General features: G+C 71.9%; 17 protein-coding genes and 1 tRNA gene. 12 read left to right on the forward strand and 6 right to left on the reverse strand.

Features of this window, described 5'->3' with window-relative positions:
• A partial coding sequence (locus tag KBX53_RS05535) for a S8 family serine peptidase (RefSeq protein ID WP_210858029.1) occupies positions 1 to 775 on the forward strand: 775 nt, incomplete at its 5' end.
• Between the two features lie 334 nt (positions 776 to 1,109).
• Here KBX53_RS05535 and KBX53_RS36180 read toward each other — a convergent pair.
• The gene (locus KBX53_RS36180) at positions 1,110 to 1,715 is read right to left on the reverse strand and encodes an endonuclease domain-containing protein (protein ID WP_247675149.1); all 606 of its coding nucleotides are present in this window, start codon (positions 1,713 to 1,715) and stop codon (positions 1,110 to 1,112) included.
• Between the two features lie 324 nt (positions 1,716 to 2,039).
• On the opposite strand from KBX53_RS36180, the gene KBX53_RS36185 reads away from it, so the two are divergent.
• Positions 2,040 to 2,180: a hypothetical protein gene (locus KBX53_RS36185; protein ID WP_247675150.1), complete on the forward strand. Its 141-nt coding sequence runs from the start codon at positions 2,040 to 2,042 to the stop codon at positions 2,178 to 2,180.
• Positions 2,181 to 2,737: 557 nt separating this feature from the next.
• Here the strand turns inward: KBX53_RS36185 and KBX53_RS05545 are convergent.
• The gene (locus tag KBX53_RS05545; protein WP_210858038.1) at positions 2,738 to 3,397 is read right to left on the reverse strand and encodes an IclR family transcriptional regulator; all 660 of its coding nucleotides are present in this window, start codon (positions 3,395 to 3,397) and stop codon (positions 2,738 to 2,740) included.
• A gap of 357 nt (positions 3,398 to 3,754) precedes the next feature.
• Between KBX53_RS05545 and cysS the strand changes: the two genes are divergently transcribed.
• A complete protein-coding gene (gene cysS, locus KBX53_RS05550; protein WP_210858031.1) occupies positions 3,755 to 5,170 on the forward strand; it encodes a cysteine--tRNA ligase in 1,416 nt (471 codons plus the stop codon).
• The gene (gene rlmB / locus KBX53_RS05555) at positions 5,170 to 6,300 is read left to right on the forward strand and encodes a 23S rRNA (guanosine(2251)-2'-O)-methyltransferase RlmB (RefSeq protein ID WP_210858032.1); all 1,131 of its coding nucleotides are present in this window, start codon (positions 5,170 to 5,172) and stop codon (positions 6,298 to 6,300) included. The genes cysS and rlmB overlap by 1 nt, the downstream gene beginning before the upstream one ends.
• Before the next feature lie 51 nt (positions 6,301 to 6,351).
• On the opposite strand, the gene KBX53_RS05560 is transcribed toward rlmB, so the two are convergent.
• Positions 6,352 to 6,951 (reverse strand): hypothetical protein, encoded by a 600-nt coding sequence (locus KBX53_RS05560; RefSeq protein WP_210858033.1) that lies wholly within the window; start codon positions 6,949 to 6,951, stop codon positions 6,352 to 6,354.
• A gap of 169 nt (positions 6,952 to 7,120) precedes the next feature.
• Entirely contained in the window at positions 7,121 to 8,212 is a 1,092-nt protein-coding gene (locus KBX53_RS05565) for an ABC transporter ATP-binding protein (RefSeq protein WP_030327855.1), read from the reverse strand.
• Positions 8,213 to 8,552: 340 nt separating this feature from the next.
• On the opposite strand from KBX53_RS05565, the gene KBX53_RS05570 reads away from it, so the two are divergent.
• Positions 8,553 to 8,629 (forward strand) — tRNA-Thr (locus KBX53_RS05570).
• A gap of 160 nt (positions 8,630 to 8,789) precedes the next feature.
• On the opposite strand, the gene KBX53_RS05575 is transcribed toward KBX53_RS05570, so the two are convergent.
• The gene (locus tag KBX53_RS05575) at positions 8,790 to 9,446 is read right to left on the reverse strand and encodes a type 1 glutamine amidotransferase domain-containing protein (RefSeq protein ID WP_245233487.1); all 657 of its coding nucleotides are present in this window, start codon (positions 9,444 to 9,446) and stop codon (positions 8,790 to 8,792) included.
• A 129-nt stretch (positions 9,447 to 9,575) separates the two neighbouring features.
• Between KBX53_RS05575 and KBX53_RS05580 the strand changes: the two genes are divergently transcribed.
• From KBX53_RS05580 to KBX53_RS05595, 4 genes are all read left to right on the forward strand, one after another.
• On the forward strand, positions 9,576 to 9,977 hold the full coding sequence (locus tag KBX53_RS05580; protein WP_210858034.1) for a helix-turn-helix domain-containing protein: 402 nt from the start codon (positions 9,576 to 9,578) through the stop codon (positions 9,975 to 9,977).
• 35 nt (positions 9,978 to 10,012) lie between these two features.
• A complete protein-coding gene (locus KBX53_RS05585; RefSeq protein WP_030327852.1) occupies positions 10,013 to 10,432 on the forward strand; it encodes a VOC family protein in 420 nt (139 codons plus the stop codon).
• A gap of 10 nt (positions 10,433 to 10,442) precedes the next feature.
• Positions 10,443 to 11,114: a DUF998 domain-containing protein gene (locus KBX53_RS05590; RefSeq protein WP_051708119.1), complete on the forward strand. Its 672-nt coding sequence runs from the start codon at positions 10,443 to 10,445 to the stop codon at positions 11,112 to 11,114.
• 68 nt (positions 11,115 to 11,182) lie between these two features.
• Positions 11,183 to 11,827, forward strand: a complete 645-nt coding sequence (locus tag KBX53_RS05595) for a histidine phosphatase family protein (protein ID WP_030327850.1) — start codon at positions 11,183 to 11,185, stop codon at positions 11,825 to 11,827.
• Here KBX53_RS05595 and KBX53_RS05600 read toward each other — a convergent pair.
• Complete coding sequence (locus KBX53_RS05600; protein WP_210858035.1) at positions 11,824 to 12,396, reverse strand: hypothetical protein; 573 nt, start codon at positions 12,394 to 12,396, stop codon at positions 11,824 to 11,826. The two genes, KBX53_RS05595 and KBX53_RS05600, sit on opposite strands and share 4 nt — an antisense overlap.
• A gap of 356 nt (positions 12,397 to 12,752) precedes the next feature.
• On the opposite strand from KBX53_RS05600, the gene KBX53_RS05605 reads away from it, so the two are divergent.
• From KBX53_RS05605 to KBX53_RS05615, 3 genes are all read left to right on the forward strand, one after another.
• A complete protein-coding gene (locus KBX53_RS05605) occupies positions 12,753 to 13,526 on the forward strand; it encodes an enoyl-CoA hydratase/isomerase family protein (protein WP_210858036.1) in 774 nt (257 codons plus the stop codon).
• Positions 13,527 to 13,589: 63 nt separating this feature from the next.
• Positions 13,590 to 14,180 (forward strand): hypothetical protein, encoded by a 591-nt coding sequence (locus tag KBX53_RS05610; RefSeq protein ID WP_210858037.1) that lies wholly within the window; start codon positions 13,590 to 13,592, stop codon positions 14,178 to 14,180.
• A 78-nt stretch (positions 14,181 to 14,258) separates the two neighbouring features.
• On the forward strand, positions 14,259 to 14,711 hold a 453-nt coding region (locus KBX53_RS05615), incomplete at its 3' end, for a protein kinase (RefSeq protein WP_309140715.1).

A 14,711-nucleotide genomic window follows, 5' to 3' on the forward strand; every position in this document is an offset into this window, starting at 1 on the left:
GATGCAGCGGGCGCTGAACTTCGCGCACAACAACGGCGTCACCCTCGACGGCGCGCTCGGCAACAACAACGAGGACCTGGGCGCACCGCGTACCGACGTCACGAGCCCCGACTACGGCGCTGACCCGTACCCCCGGCCGATCGACAACGAGAGCTGCTGGGACCTGCCCACCGAAGGCCCGCACGTGATCGGTGTGTCGTCGGTTGGCCCGTCCGGCAAGAAGTCGGACTTCTCCAACTACGGCACCGAGCAGATCTCCGTCGCCGCGCCGGGCGGTTGGTTCCGGGACGGCTTCGGCACCGACACCTTCCGTACCGACGCCAACATGATTCTGTCGACGTACCCGAAGCACGTGCTTCAGGAGGAGGGGTCGGTCGACGCCGACGGCAACATCGTCGCCGGATTCGAAAACTCGGTCTTCAAGCAGTGCAAGGCCAACGGTGAGTGCGGCTACTACACGTACCTCCAGGGCACCTCGATGGCGTCCCCGCACGCCGCCGGCGTCGCCGCGCTGATCGTCAGCCGGCACGGCAAGGCGCAGGGTCGGACCGGCTTCGGGATGTCGCCGGACCAGGTCGAACAGCACCTCTACCGCACGGCCGCCGAGCACGCCTGCCCGGAGCCGCGCCTGCAGCAGTACCGCAACGAAGGCCGGGACGAGACCTACGACGCGTACTGCGCCGGCGGGGTCAACTTCAACGGCTTCTACGGCTACGGGATCGTCGATGCCTACGCGGCGGTGAAGACCCCGCTCAAGCCGAACGCGCGCCCGTAGCGCACATCGCACTGCCAGGTGGCCCAACCGCCACCACGCCCCGGGGCCCGGTCGACGCCTGTCGACCGGGCCCTGTGGTGTCCGGGCCTGGTCCGTCGTCCCGGGCCTGGTCCGTCGTCCCGGGCCTGGTCCGTCGTCCCGGGCCTGGTCTGTCGTCCCGGGCTCGGGCCGTCGTCCCGGGGCTGGTCTGTCGTCTCGGCGTGGGGCGTCGTCCCGGGCTCGCCTGCCGGGGCGCGCCTACCTGGCCTCGGTCATGATCGACTCGGGTTTCTTGAAGGCGCGGTGTCGGAGCCTGAGGGAGGGCGCGGTTTCCGGAAACCCGAGATGATCCTGGTCATCTGGATGATGCCGGTCGCCATCCGCGGCTGACCAGCGCGTCGCGCACCTCTCGGAGGACCGCCGGAAAATCGCCGTACAGCCGTCGACTGGTCACGTGCAGGACCAGCCAACCCGCGGCGACCAGCTGATTGAGTCGGCGGCGGTCGCGGTGCAACTGCTCCGCGTCGGAATGCCACGTCCCGTCGTACTCGACCGCCACCCGATACTGCGGCCAGGCCAGATCGGGGTGCAGGACAACCCCGACGGGCAGACGTATCGGATGTTGAACCGCCGGACGCGGTAGCCCGCCCAGCACCAGCCGCACGCGAAGGTGCGACTCCGGCGGAGACTCGGCTCCACCGTCGGCCAGGTCGAAGACCCAGCGTGCCCGTCGTCCACCGGGCCGATCGGCATTGCGGGCAGCGATGGCGTCCAAGGTGTCGCGCCCGGTCAGACCCTGCCAGAGCAACGAGTCGACGATGGCGACCGCCCGGACGGGGTCGAGCCAGACAGCCGTCTCCCAGGCGGCCCGCCCGGGGTCGGACCGGGGGATCGGCAGATCGCGCTCGCTGGACCTGAGCGGGCTGGCCGCCGACCACCCATCGCCCGCGCTCGCCGTCATGACACCCCCTGCGCGGGCGGACACTGCGGCCTGGCGGGACAGCAGCGGTGCTGGCCGTGGCGACATTCGGCCGACAGGTGGTCGCCCTGCTCCCGTCGGTCGCGTCGCATCACGTGGACGTCCAGCGCCCGACGGACGCCCCGCATCTGGCGGTTGCCCCGCGCCTGACGGTCGCCCCGGGTCGGGCGTTGGCCCCGCGCCTGACGGTCGCCCCGGGTCGGGCGTTGGCCCCGCGCCTGACGGTCGTCCCGGGTCGGGCGTTGGCCCCGCGCCTGACGGTCGTCCCGGGTCGGGCGGTGCCACGAGCGGGGTGATGGTGTTGACGTGCACGCTGAGGCCACGCTGTGGACCGACCCGCAGCGATCGGGGCACGAGGACGTGCACGTCGTCGGTGAAGCTCGCGGCGTGGTGGACGCCGTGCAGGTAGGCGGCCGACGGACCGCCGACCACCACTGCCTGCGGTAGGCGGAGGAGGGCGGCGCGACACGCCAGGGCGTGGTCGCGGTCCAGCCGTGCGTCGGCGTAGATGTCGTGGCGCAACCGCACCCAGGCGGAGTTGCGCAGCTGATGTTCGGTGAGCAGGCCTTCCCGGACAGCGTCGGAGCCGCGGAAGACCTGCCAGGTCAGGGCATCGGGGCGATGCGGACGTGGTGGCATACCGAGCAGACTGCCGACCACCGAGCGGCCCTCGAAACCCCTGTGGACAACCCGGCCTGCACCTGCCGCCGGACCTGTGGACAACGGCGACTCCGCCTGCCGATCGTGCTATGGCAACCGGCCATATCCGCCGACCGAGGAGTCACCGGCCATGTCCGCCGACCGAGGAGTCACCGGCCATGTCCATCGACTGAGGAGTCACCGACCGGATCCCACCGACCGATGAGGCACCCGGGGCCGCTGATGGGCGACGATCCACTCGCGTTCCTGAAAGTCGGGCGGTCGTTGGCCATGGGATACCGCGACTTCCGTGAACCCGAGTCGATCACGCCCGAGGCCGGGCGATCCTGGCCGGCGAGCCGGGGTCAGCTGAGGGCGGTGGTGATGGCTCGGGCGGCGGCCAGCACCTGAGGGCCGATCGTGTCGACGTCCAGCGGGGCGAGCGCGACCACGCCGACGCTGGCCTCCAGCCCGGGTACGTCGAGCACCGGTGCGGCCACCCCGTACGCCCCGGCCTGCAACTCTCCGCTGCTGCTGACCGCCTCTGCCACCCCGGCTCGCCCGGCCAGGATCGCCCGGCCCGCCGCTCCCCGGTCCAGTGGATGCCGCGCCCCGGCCCGGTACGCGACGTGGAACGACGTCCAGCTCGGCTCCACCACGGCCAGGGCGACACCCTCTCCACCTTCGACGACGGTCAGGTGGGCGGTGGCGCCGGCCTGCTCGGCGAGGCGACGCAGCGCGGGCAGCGCACCCTCGGCGAGCAGCGGCTGGGCCCGCCGGGCCAGGTGCAACAACCCGGCCCCCAGGCGCAGCCGACCCTCATCGTCGCGGCGCAGCATGCCGTGCCCGGTCAACGCACTGACCAGCCGGTAGACGGCTGCCCGGCCGATGCCGAGCCGATTCGCGGCCTCGGTGACGGTCAGACCCCCAGGCGCCTCGGCGACCAGGTGCAGCAGCCGCAACCCCCGGTCCAGCGTCTGCGACGTCTCCCCGCCCCGCCCGGCAACCCCGTCGGCCCGCCCCAGGCCCGCGCCGGACGGCGGGGCAACAGCGTCGGCCCGCCCCGCGCCCGCATCGGCCCGCCCCGCGCCCGCATCGGCCCGCCCCGCGCCCGCATCGGCCCGCCCAGCGCCGGTGGGAGCCGGTCCCGCGCCCGCGTCGGCCCGCCCCGGGCCCGCGTCGGCCCGCCTTGCGCCGGTCGGGGGCGGCCCCGCAGCCGCGTCGGGTCGCCTCGCGTCGGCGTCAGCCGAATCGGGGGCGGGGGCGGTGGGGTTGGCTGGCAGGTCACCGGAGCCACCGGAGCGTGCGGTCGCATCCACGCCTGGCAGCGTACGACCCGGCACCGGCCGACTCGGACAGGCGCGGACAGCTACCCTTGTACGGTGACGCTACGCCTGTATGACACTGCCACCCGATCGGTGCGGGACTTCGTCCCGCGGGAAGCCGGCAAGGTGGGGGTTTACCTGTGTGGTCTCACCCTTCAGGCTCCGCCGCACATCGGTCACCTTCGTTCCGGGGTCAACTATGACGTGCTGCGTCGTTGGTTGATGGCCGCCGGCTACGAGGTCACCTTCATTCGCAATCTGACCGACATCGACGACAAGATTCTGGTCAAGGCGGGCGAGCAGGGGCGTCCGTTCTGGTCGATCGCGTACGCCAACGAGTTGCTGCTCGCCCAGTCGTACCGGTCGTTGAACGTGCTGCCGCCCACCTATGAGCCGCGCGCCACCGGGCACATCCCCGAGATGCACGAGCTGATCACGAAGTTGATCGCCGACGGGCATGCGTACCCGGCGAGTGACGGCTCGGGCGACGTCTACTTCGACGTGGCGTCCTGGCCGGCGTACGGGTCGCTGTCGGGTCAGTCTCCGGACGCCATGCAGTCCGCCGGGGACGCCCCGGATCGGGGCAAGCGGGATCCGCGCGACTTCGCGCTGTGGAAGGGCGCCAAACCGGACGAGCCGGCGGACGCCTACTGGCCGTCGCCGTGGGGGTTGGGCCGTCCGGGTTGGCACATCGAGTGCTCGGCGATGTGCTGGCGCTATCTCGGCCCGGAGTTCGACATTCACGGCGGTGGCCTGGATCTGACGTTCCCGCACCACGAGAACGAGATCGCCCAGTCCAAGGCGGCCGGGTTGCCGTTCGCCCGGTACTGGGTGCACCACGGGCTGTTGAGCATCGGCGGGGCCAAGATGGGCAAGTCCGCTGGTAACGCGTTGGGCCTGGCGTACGTGGACTCGCTCGGGGTGCGGCCGGTGGAGCTGCGCTACTACTACGCCGCCGCGCACTACCGCTCGGTGATCGACTACTCGGAGGATTCGCTGCGGGACGCGGCCACCGCGTACCGACGGATCGAGGGTTTCGTGCAGCGGGCCGCCGAGCGGGTCGGTGCCGGGCAGCTCGGTGAGCTGCCGGCGGGCTTCGTCGCGGCGATGAACGACGACCTCAACACGTCCGCCGCGCTGGCCGTGCTGCAACAGCACATTCGGGACGGCAACACCGCCCTGAGCGCCGGCGACGATGTGACCGTCCGCACCACGCTGGCCGTGGTGCGGGCAATGCTGGATATCCTCGGGATCGACCCTCTCGACCCGGCCTGGACCGGCGGCGGCCCATCGGACGATCTTCGTGCGGTGGTGGACTCCCTGATCGCGCTGGCCCTGGAGCAGCGTGCGCAGGCGCGGGGCCGCAAGGACTGGGCCGCCGCGGACGCGGTGCGTGACCAGCTCAAGCTGGCCGGCGTGGTGGTCGAGGACACCCCCCAGGGCCCCCGTTGGACTATTGGAGAGCAGGACTGATGGCCGGCAACTCGCAGCGCCGTGGCCGGCGACTGACGTCGAAGGCGACCGCCCCCAAGGGCTCTGGTGGCAAGAACAAGGACTCGTTGGCCGGCCGGGGTCGCACCCTGCCCGCTGACGAGCGACCGTGGCACAAGGGCTACTCGGGCACCGAGAAGCTGCCCCAGCGCACCGCCTGGAAGCAGGACAAGGAGCGCCGCGCGGCAGCCGAGGAGGGGCGAGCCCCCAAGATCGGGCAGCCCGGAAGCAAGGACACCACCTGGGGCCGGGGCGGCGGCCGGGGGGTGCCGGCCGGTCGGGGTGCCACCGGCGGGCGGGGCGGCAAGCCCACCGGGCGGTCCGGCCCCCGGGTGACGCCGGGGCGCAAGTCCAACCCGTCCAAGGACACCCCTGAGCTGCTGGTCGGGCGTAACCCGGTGCTGGAGGCGCTGCGCGCCAACGTGCCGGCGACGGCGCTCTACACCGCCCAGGGCATCGACATGGACGACCGGGTCAACGAGATCATCCGGACCGCCGCCGACCGGGGCATCGCCAACCTGGAGATCAGCCGCGCCGAGCTGGACCGGATGACCGGCGGGGTGCTGCACCAGGGCGTCGGTCTGCAGGTGCCGCCCTTCGCGTACCAGCCGTTCGAGGACATGGTCGCCGCCGCCCTTGAGCAGCAGGCTCCGCTGCTGGTCGCGCTGGACGGTGTCACCGACCCGCGCAACCTGGGCGCCGTGATCCGGTCGGCTGCCGCGTTCGGCGCGCAGGGTGTCTTCGTACCCGAGCGTCGTGCCGCCGGGATCACCGCGACCGCCTGGCGGACCAGTGCCGGCGCGGCCGCGCGGGTGCCCGTGGCGCAGGTGACCAACCTGACCCGGTCGCTGAAGGCGTGCCGCGACGCCGGCTTCATGGTCGTCGGCCTGGACGCCGACGGCGACACCGACCTCTACAACCTGGAGGCCGCTGTCGGCCCGCTGGTGGTGGTTGTCGGTTCCGAGGGGCGCGGCCTGTCCCGCCTGGTCGGGGAGACCTGCGACCTGACCGTCAGCATCCCGATGATCTCCGAGGTCGAGTCGCTCAACGCCAGCGTGGCGGCGGCGGTCGCCCTGGCCGAGGTCGCCCGTCGGCGCTCCGTCGAGCTGTAGCGCACGTCCACGAAGGCCCCTTTCCGCCGCGCGCGGGAGGGGCCTTCGTGCTCAGATCTGCCGGGTCCACGCGACGAAGAGCAGCGCCCCGGCAAACGCCATCAGCAGCACTGTCGGGAGCAACCAGAGCGGGCCGCGCTCGCCCTCCAGGCGTCGGGTCAGCCGCTGGTGCACGGCGGCGATGCCGATCAGGGCGGCCAGCCCGGCGGCGGCCATCGGCAGGCCGACCAGGAAGTGCGCCAACCAGGCGCCGGCCCGGGTCGGACCACCCCAGGAGTTGTCGTACGGCCCCGGGTCCACCAGGCCGTACAGCACACCCCGCAGCACCATCAGCAGCTGCACGCCGAGTGGCAGCAGGGCAACGGCACCCACCAGCAGGCTGAGCAGCGCGTGGCCGAGCACCGCGACGGTGCCGGGCCGCCGGCCGGGCACGGCCGTCGGTGGCATCCCGAGCAGTCCGGTACGCAGGGCTCGCCAGCGTGTGACGGCGGCGTCGGCTCCGCCCAGCGGGGCGGTCACCAACGTGAGGACGGCGACCGGGATCAGCGTCGCGCAGTAGGCGAGGCTCCGGCCGGCCAGGCGAACCACCTGGTACGGCCGGGAACGGGCGGTCGGCTGGTGGGCAGCGGGTCGGGCGAGATCGGTCGGCACGGCACGTCCTCCGGTTCGGGGTTGCCGTGACGGTAGGGGAACGGCCAGCCGTGCCGAGTCACCCCGAAGAGCCACCTGCGCGCTGGCTCCCGGGGGTGAGGCGCCACCGCCGGTACGACGAAAGGGGCGGCCCGCCGAAGCGGACCGCCCCTTTCGGTACGGCGTTACGTCAGATCCGGCTGCCGGTGGCGGCGTGGAAGACGTGGCTGCGACCGGCGACCGGCTTGACGAACACGGTGTCACCCATGTTCGGCATGTTGCGCCGGTCGGTGCGGACGACGAAGCGCTCCGAGTTGCCACCCAGCGCGGCGTGGCCGTAGACGTTGGCGTCCGAACCGAGGTCCTCGACCAGCTCGACCACGACCGGCATGCCGCCCTCGGTCGGGCTGACCAGCTCGCAGTCCTCCGGGCGGAAGCCCACGGTGACCTTGCCGTCGCCACCCTCGGCGCGGGCCGCCTCAACCTGCTCCCGGGTCAGCGGGATGTTCAGCTCGGCGAACTCGGCGCCCCGCTCGTTCAGCGGAACGGTCTTGATGTTCATGGCGGGAGAGCCCATGAAGCCGGCGACGAACACGTTGGCCGGGGTGTCGTAGAGCGCCCGCGGGGTGTCCACCTGCTGCAGGACACCGTCGAGCAGCACCGCGACCCGGTGACCCATGGTCATGGCCTCGACCTGGTCGTGCGTGACGTAGACGGTGGTGACGCCCAGCTTGGCCTGCAGGGACGCGATCTGGGTACGGGTCTGCACCCGGAGCTTGGCGTCGAGGTTCGACAGCGGCTCGTCCATGAGGAAGACCTGCGGCTCGCGGACGATCGCCCGGCCCATCGCGACACGCTGGCGCTGACCACCGGAGAGCGCCTTCGGCTTACGGCTGAGGTACTCCTCCAACTGGAGCAGCCCGGCCGCCTCCTTGACCCGCCGGTCGATCTCCGACTTGGAGGTCTTGCGCAGCTTCAGCGCGAACGCCATGTTCTCGTACACCGTCATGTGCGGGTAGAGGGCGTAGTTCTGGAAGACCATCGCGATGTCGCGGGCCTTCGGGGGGAGGTGGGTGACGTCACGCTGGTCGATGTAGATCGAACCGGCGTCCACGTCCTCCAGGCCGGCGAGCATCCGCAGGCTGGTGGACTTACCGCAACCGGAGGGACCGACCAGGACGAGGAACTCCCCGTCGCCGATCTCGAGGTTCAGCTCGTTGACGGCGGGACGCTCTTGGCCCGGGTAGATCCGGGACGCCTTGGAATAGGTGACCGTAGCCATGGTGAAGCGCTTCCTTTCACCGGCAGGAACGTGCCGGACGATCCGAGTGAAGGAGCAACCGGCACGTGTCCGTGCCGGTCAACGGACGGCGGCCCGGTCGCGGGGGCGCCCGGTCGTCGTCCGTGTGAGTGAACCGTAAACGCGTTTACCCGTGCTGCCAAGGCGGGGGGCCGCCGAGCCCACCAGGCGGGCTACGCATTCCGGTCACTCGGGCACGGTCAGACATCAATCGACGCCACGGCGAACCGGTGTGCGTCGGGTTGTTGACGATTCCCGTGGTCGGGAGGCCTCGCGATCGGGATATCCGGACGTCAGTCGCTATGCTGACCTCGACGCACGCGCCCCTGTAGCTCAGCTGGCCAGAGCACTCGCCTTGTAAGCGAGATGTCGCCGGTTCGATCCCGGCCGGGGGCTCCAATTCCATCAGGCATTTCCCGATGGGCACTGCCACGAGTCGACCAGTTGACAGCAGCGGCACTCACGACAGTTTCCCGTCGAGCTTGCCGCGGGCCTTCCCGCCTGCCGCCCGAGCTGCGTGCCACCGGCCCGCCAGGCGACTACCGGATCCGACCGGCGCTCAGGCGAGCAGCTTCACCACGGCCGCGGCCACGGCGCGGGCGGACTGTGGGTTCTGACCGGTCACCAGGCGGCCGTCGACCACCGCGTGCTCAGTGAAGTCCGGTGCCGGTACGTGCTGCGCGCCAGCCTCGGTGAGCTTGTCGGCGAGAAGGAAAGGCACCTCGTCGGTGAGGCCGACGGAGGCCTCCTCGCTGTTGGTGAAGCCGGCCACCCGCTTGCCGGCGAGCAGCCGGGAGCCGTCGGTGAGGGTCAGGTTCACCAGCGCCGCCGGACCGTGGCAGACGGCCGCCACCACGCCGCCGCGCTCGTAGACCGAGCGGGCGATGCGGGCCAGGTCGGGGTCGTCGGGGAAGTCCCACATGGTGCCGTGACCGCCGGCGAAGAGGATCACGTCGTACCCCGCCGGGTCGACGTCGGCGGCCCTCGGGGTGTCCGCGACGCCGGCGGTGGCGAGGAAGTCGTTCTGGGTGCTGTCGTTCTCGTCCCGGCCGTCTACCGGCGGCTCGCCGCCGGCCACGGACACCAGGTCGACGTCGTAGCCGGCGGCCCGGAACACTTCCCACGGCTCGGCGGCCTCGCCGACGTAGTAGCCGGTCGAACGGCCGGTGCGGCCCAGCTCGGAGTGACTGGTCAGGGCGATGAGTGCACGAGTCATGCCCTCCATGCTGGCGTGGCCGGTCCGTCCCGGCCATAGGCCGATGTCACAACGGAGACGGGTTTGAACGCCGGCTCACCGGGTCGGCGGTAGCCTGGGCCCGGCAACGGGCGAGCGAGGCGGGGGCCGATGAGTCGCGCGGTGGAGGAGTCGAACCGGGCGATGCTGCGCGCCCGGGACGCGATGGACCGGGCGTACGCCGAGCCCCTGGACATCCCGGCGTTGGCCCGGATCGCGCTCGTCTCCGAGGCGCACTTCATCCGTACCTTCCGGGCCACCTTCGGCGAGACTCCGCACCGCTACCTACAACGCCGCCGGGTGGAGCGGGCGATGGCGTTGTTGGTGGAGACCGACCGGGACGTGACGGATATTTGTTACGCCGTCGGCTTCGGCAGCCTCGGCACGTTCAGCCGGACGTTCCGGCAGATCGTCGGCGAGTCGCCCTCGGATTTCCGGCGTCAGCGCGTCGCGCCGGCCAACGTGCCGTCGTGCTTCACCAAAGCCTGGACCCGACCCAGCAGTTTTGGATAAGCCGCAGGTCACGCCCAACCTCTAGCGTCATGGGCATGACGATGAACGCGATCAGCCGCTCCCAGATCTACGTCCTCGACCAGGACGCCGCGCTTGACTTCTACGTCAACAAGCTCGGCATGGAGGTCAACACCGACCAGGACCTCGGTTTCATGCGGTGGTTGACCGTCAACCTGCCCGGCGACCCGGAGCGGGAGATCCTGCTGGAGAAGCCGGGGCCGCCCGCGCTGGACCCGGCCACCGCCGAGCAGGTCCGCGAGCTGCTCACCAAGGGTGCCCTCGGCGGGTACCTCTTCATGACCACCGACGACGCCCGCAAGACGCACGAGGATCTGGTGGCGAAGGGCGTCGAGATCACCGACGAGCCGACCGAGCGCCCGTACGGGATCGACTTCGGCATTCGGGACCCGTTCGGAAACAAGATCCGCATCGGCCAGATGTTCCCGCGGGCGTAGGGGGCGGACGATGAGTCAGGCCGCGTCTCTTCCACTGGTCCGGCCGGCGGCTGTCGGCCGGGACCGCGCACTGCTGATCGGCGGGGTGCTCGCCGGCCCGATCTTCGCCGGCTCGGCGATCGCGCAGGCGTCGACCCGGGACGGCTTCGACTTTCGCCGGCACCCGGTCAGCGTGCTGAGCACCGGCGAGCTGGGCTGGATCCAGATCGTCACGTTCCTGGTCAGCGGAGTGCTCTGCGTGCTGGCCGCCGGGGCGCTGCGCCGCCGTGCCGGCGACGGTGACCGGTCGGTCTGGCTGCCCCGACTGCTCGCGCTGTACGGCCTGGGCCTGGTCGGGGCGGCGATCTTCAGCGCCGATCCGGCCGACGGGTTCCCGGTCGGCACGCCTCGGGGTGCCGGTGAGATCAGTTGGCACGGGGGTCTGCACTTCCTGGTGGCGGCGGTCGCCTTCGGGTCGCTGATCGCGGCGACGGTGCTGGCGGCCCGTCGGGCCGCACGGCACGGGGCGCGCGGTCGGGCCGCGTACAGCCTGGTGACGGGGGTGTTCTTCGCGGTGGCCTGGGTGACGCTGATCGTCCGGCCGGCACCGGCGGTAATGGTGGCGTTCGGCTTGGCGGTGTCGGCCGGTTGGCTGTGGGTGTCGGTCACCTTCGCGCGAGCGGCATCCGGTCGGACCGACTGAGCCGACGTGTGCGGGGCCGGGAGGCACGGGGTCGCGACCGTGCCTCCCGGTGTGTTGAGGTGTCAGCCATGGCGACGCGACTGCTGTACCTGACCAGACACGCCGAGCAGGACCTGTCCGAGCTGAACGGCTCAACCGCCGAGGAGCCCGACACCGGCCTGTCCGAGCGCGGTCGGCAGCAGGCCACCCTGCTCGGCGAACGCCTGCGCGGCCGCCGGTTCGCCGCCGTCCACCACGGGCCGCTGCGCCGGGCCGCGCAGACCGCCGCGCTGATCGCCACGTCACTGCCCGATGTTCCGGTGTACGAGACGGAGCTGGCCGGTGACCACCTTCCACACGACACGGACCCGACCGACCTGCCGCCCGCGTACGCGACATTCCTGGCCCAGTTCTCGGCGGCCCAGCGGGTCGACGGGCCGCAGGTGACGGCGGCGGCCGTGCGTCGGTTCGCCGGTCCGGCCACCGGGGCGACAGCCGGTGACGAGCCGGTCCGCGAGCTGGTCGTGACGCACACCTTTCTGATCGGCTGGCTGGTGCGGCACGCCCTCGACGCGCCGGAGCAGCGGTGGCTGGGCTTGAACTCGCACAACGCGGGTTTGACCGTCATCCGGTACAGCCCCTCCGGCCCGCCGAACCTGATCGCCGTCAACGACGTCGCCCACCTTCCGGCGGAGTTGCGGGGCACCGGCCTGCCCCCGGACTACCTGGTCTAGGTGCCGGTGGCCCGCAGCAGCAGCTTGACCAGGGCCTGCGTAGCCGGCGGCGGGGGCCCCTCGGCCGGGCAGTCGGCGTACCCGGTTTCGGTGCTGCCCACGGTGAGGCGGTAGTGCATCACGTCCGCGCAATTGGTAGCGGTGGTCGGTTGCCCCGCCTCGACGGCGAGCCGGGGGTCGGCGGCCAGAGCCGTCAGGCTGCCCAGGTCGGCGGGGCTGAGCCGACCGGTGCGCCGGCTGCCGGCCCGGTCCACAGCGGTCCACCGACCGTCCGGCTCGACGGTCACGACGTCGCCGCGGCCCGCGAAGCCGCCCGAACTCCGCAGCGTCACCTGGGCGGCTGCGGCACTGGCGGCCGTGGGGGTGGAGCCGGGCGTTGAGGTGCCGGCGGTCGGGACGGTGGCCGTCGGGGCGGGGGTGTCCGGTGGAGGATTTCCGGCGGTGCCGGCCCGGTCGGTGCTGGTGCCCCCGGCCAGCAGGGTGACCAGTAGCGCGACTGTGACGCCGGTTGTCGAGGTGGCTCTCATCCCCGTCGGACGCGCGGCCCGCAGCGTCGGTTCCCATGTCACGGGCCTCCCCCGAACGGGCGCCGTCGATATCCGAGCCGCACGGTGGTCCTCGGCCCGTGCCTCGCTCGGTTTCCGGCAATCTTGGACAGTTTCCGTTACGCGCCAACGGAAACTGTCCAAGATTGCCCAGCGCCACGCGTGCGGCGGGCCAGCCTGGCCGATCGGTCGCGGGTCGGCGCGGTTATGGTCGCCGGGGCTGGTGTGCGGCGTCGGGGTGCTTCGGCGTGCGGCGTCGGGCGTCGCGGCGACCGGGCGACCGGGCGTGCGGCGTCGGGGCGACCGGGCCTGCGGCGTCGCGGCCAGGTCGGCGTCGCGGGTCGGTCGGCGTCGTCGCGCACTGTGGCGCGGATGAGGAGGTGGGCGTGTCGGATGCGGAGTTGACAGTCGAGGTGACCGGACCGGTCGCGACAGTGGTGATCCACAACCCGGCTCGGCGCAACGCGATGACCGCGGCCATGTGGCGTCAGCTCCCCGAACTGCTCGACCGGCTGGAGCCCAACCCCGACGTACGGGCGTTGGTGCTCACCGGTGCCGGTGACGCCTTCTGCGCCGGTGCCGACCTCGGTGATCTGGCCGAACTGTTGGACGCCGGTGACACCAGCATCGCGGTGGCCGCCGAGGAACGGCTGGCCCGATTCGCCAAGCCGACGGTCGCGGCCGTCCGGGGCGCCTGCGTCGGGGGTGGGGCACAGCTGGCGGTCGCCTGCGACCTGCGGATCGCCGCTGACGACGCCCGGTTCGGCGTACCGCCGGCCCGGCTCGGGCTGGTCTATCCGGCGCCGACGACGCGCCGGCTGGCCCGGCTGATCGGTCCGTCCGCCGCCAAGCATCTGCTGTTCACCGCCGAGCTGATCGACGCCGAGCGGGCGCTGCGGATCGGCCTGGTCGACGAGGTGCTGCCGGCCGACCGACTCGCCGCGCGGGTGGACGAGCTGACCGCCACCATCGCCCAGCGTTCACCGGTGAGCATCGCCGCCGCCAAGGAGATCATCGACGATCGGGCCGAACCCGCGCGGATCGCCTGGTGGCACCGGAAGGTGACGACCACGGGCGAGGCCAGGGAGGGTGTCGCGGCCGTCGCCGAACGCCGTACGCCCCGCTTCGCCTGGCGACCACCGACCGGCGACTGACCGCGTTTCAGCTTCCCGCGTCGATGGGTAGTCCCCGCTCCACACGGTGATCGGGGGGCCACTATGGACACACCGGCGACGCCACCGGAGCGCACCGGACGGGGAAGACGTCGAACTGGTCCGGTTCTCGCCGTCGTGCTGCTGGTCGTGGTGGTCGGCGGGCTGGTGATCGGCAGCGCGGTGGGCGGTGCGGACACCGGCATCTTCGACGGCGACCCGCCGCGCTGGGCGAGCACCTTCGGCGCGGCCCTGTGTCTGCTCGGCCTGGGCGTCGAGATCGTGGCAATCGTGTGGGCCGTACGCACCGGCCGGTATCGCGCCACCCGTCGCCAGTCACCGCTGACGACGCTCAGTTGGTCGCGCCGCCGACGGTTGGGGCGGCAGGTTCGGCGCGGCACACCCGAGCCCGGCGAGGACCCGGCCCTCCTCGTGGAGACGGCCCGTCAGGCCATCGCCCAACGTTGGTTCGTGCTGGTCATCGCCGGGTTGGCGATGACAGGTGCCGGTCAGGCGTTCCTGGGGTTCGCGCCGTTCCACGTGGTGATCGGTGGGCTGCTGGTGGTGATCTGGGCCGTCCTGATCGTGCTGGTCCTTCGGGCTGCCCGCCAGGGGGAGGCGTTCCTGCGGGCCCACCCGGATCTCGGCGGGCGATAGCCGAAGCCCGCGTCCAATCATCGCGATACCTCGATCCCGGGTGGCCCCACGCCGGGCCGGTACGGCAGGCTGTCCGTCGTGCAGCGTGATCAGTTGCTTGCGGGCCGCTACCGGCTCCTGGAGCGTCTCGGCAGTGGCGGCATGTCGGCGGTGCACCGGGCGTACGACGAGGTGCTCGAACGGGACGTGGCGGTGAAGGTGCTGGTCGCCTCGGACAGCAACGCCGGACAGCGGATCCGGGGCGAGGCCAAGGCGGCGGCCCGGCTGTCGCATCCGCATGTCACCAGCGTCTACGACTACGGCGAGTCGACGCTGGAGGGCGTCGCGGTCCCGTTCGTGGTGATGGAGTTGCTCGGCGGTCACACCCTCGAACACCGGTTGGTGGTCGGTCCGTTGCCGCCGCGCGCCGGGTTGCGGGTGTGCGCCGAGGTGGGCTCGGCGCTCGCCGCCGCGCACGAGCAGGGGTTGGTGCACCGCGACATCAAGCCGAGCAACGTGATGCTCACGCCGACCGGGGCGAAGGTGCTCGAC

The sequence above is a fragment of the Micromonospora sp. M51 genome (genome assembly GCF_018070305.1).
GTDB lineage: Bacteria > Actinomycetota > Actinomycetes > Mycobacteriales > Micromonosporaceae > Micromonospora > Micromonospora parva.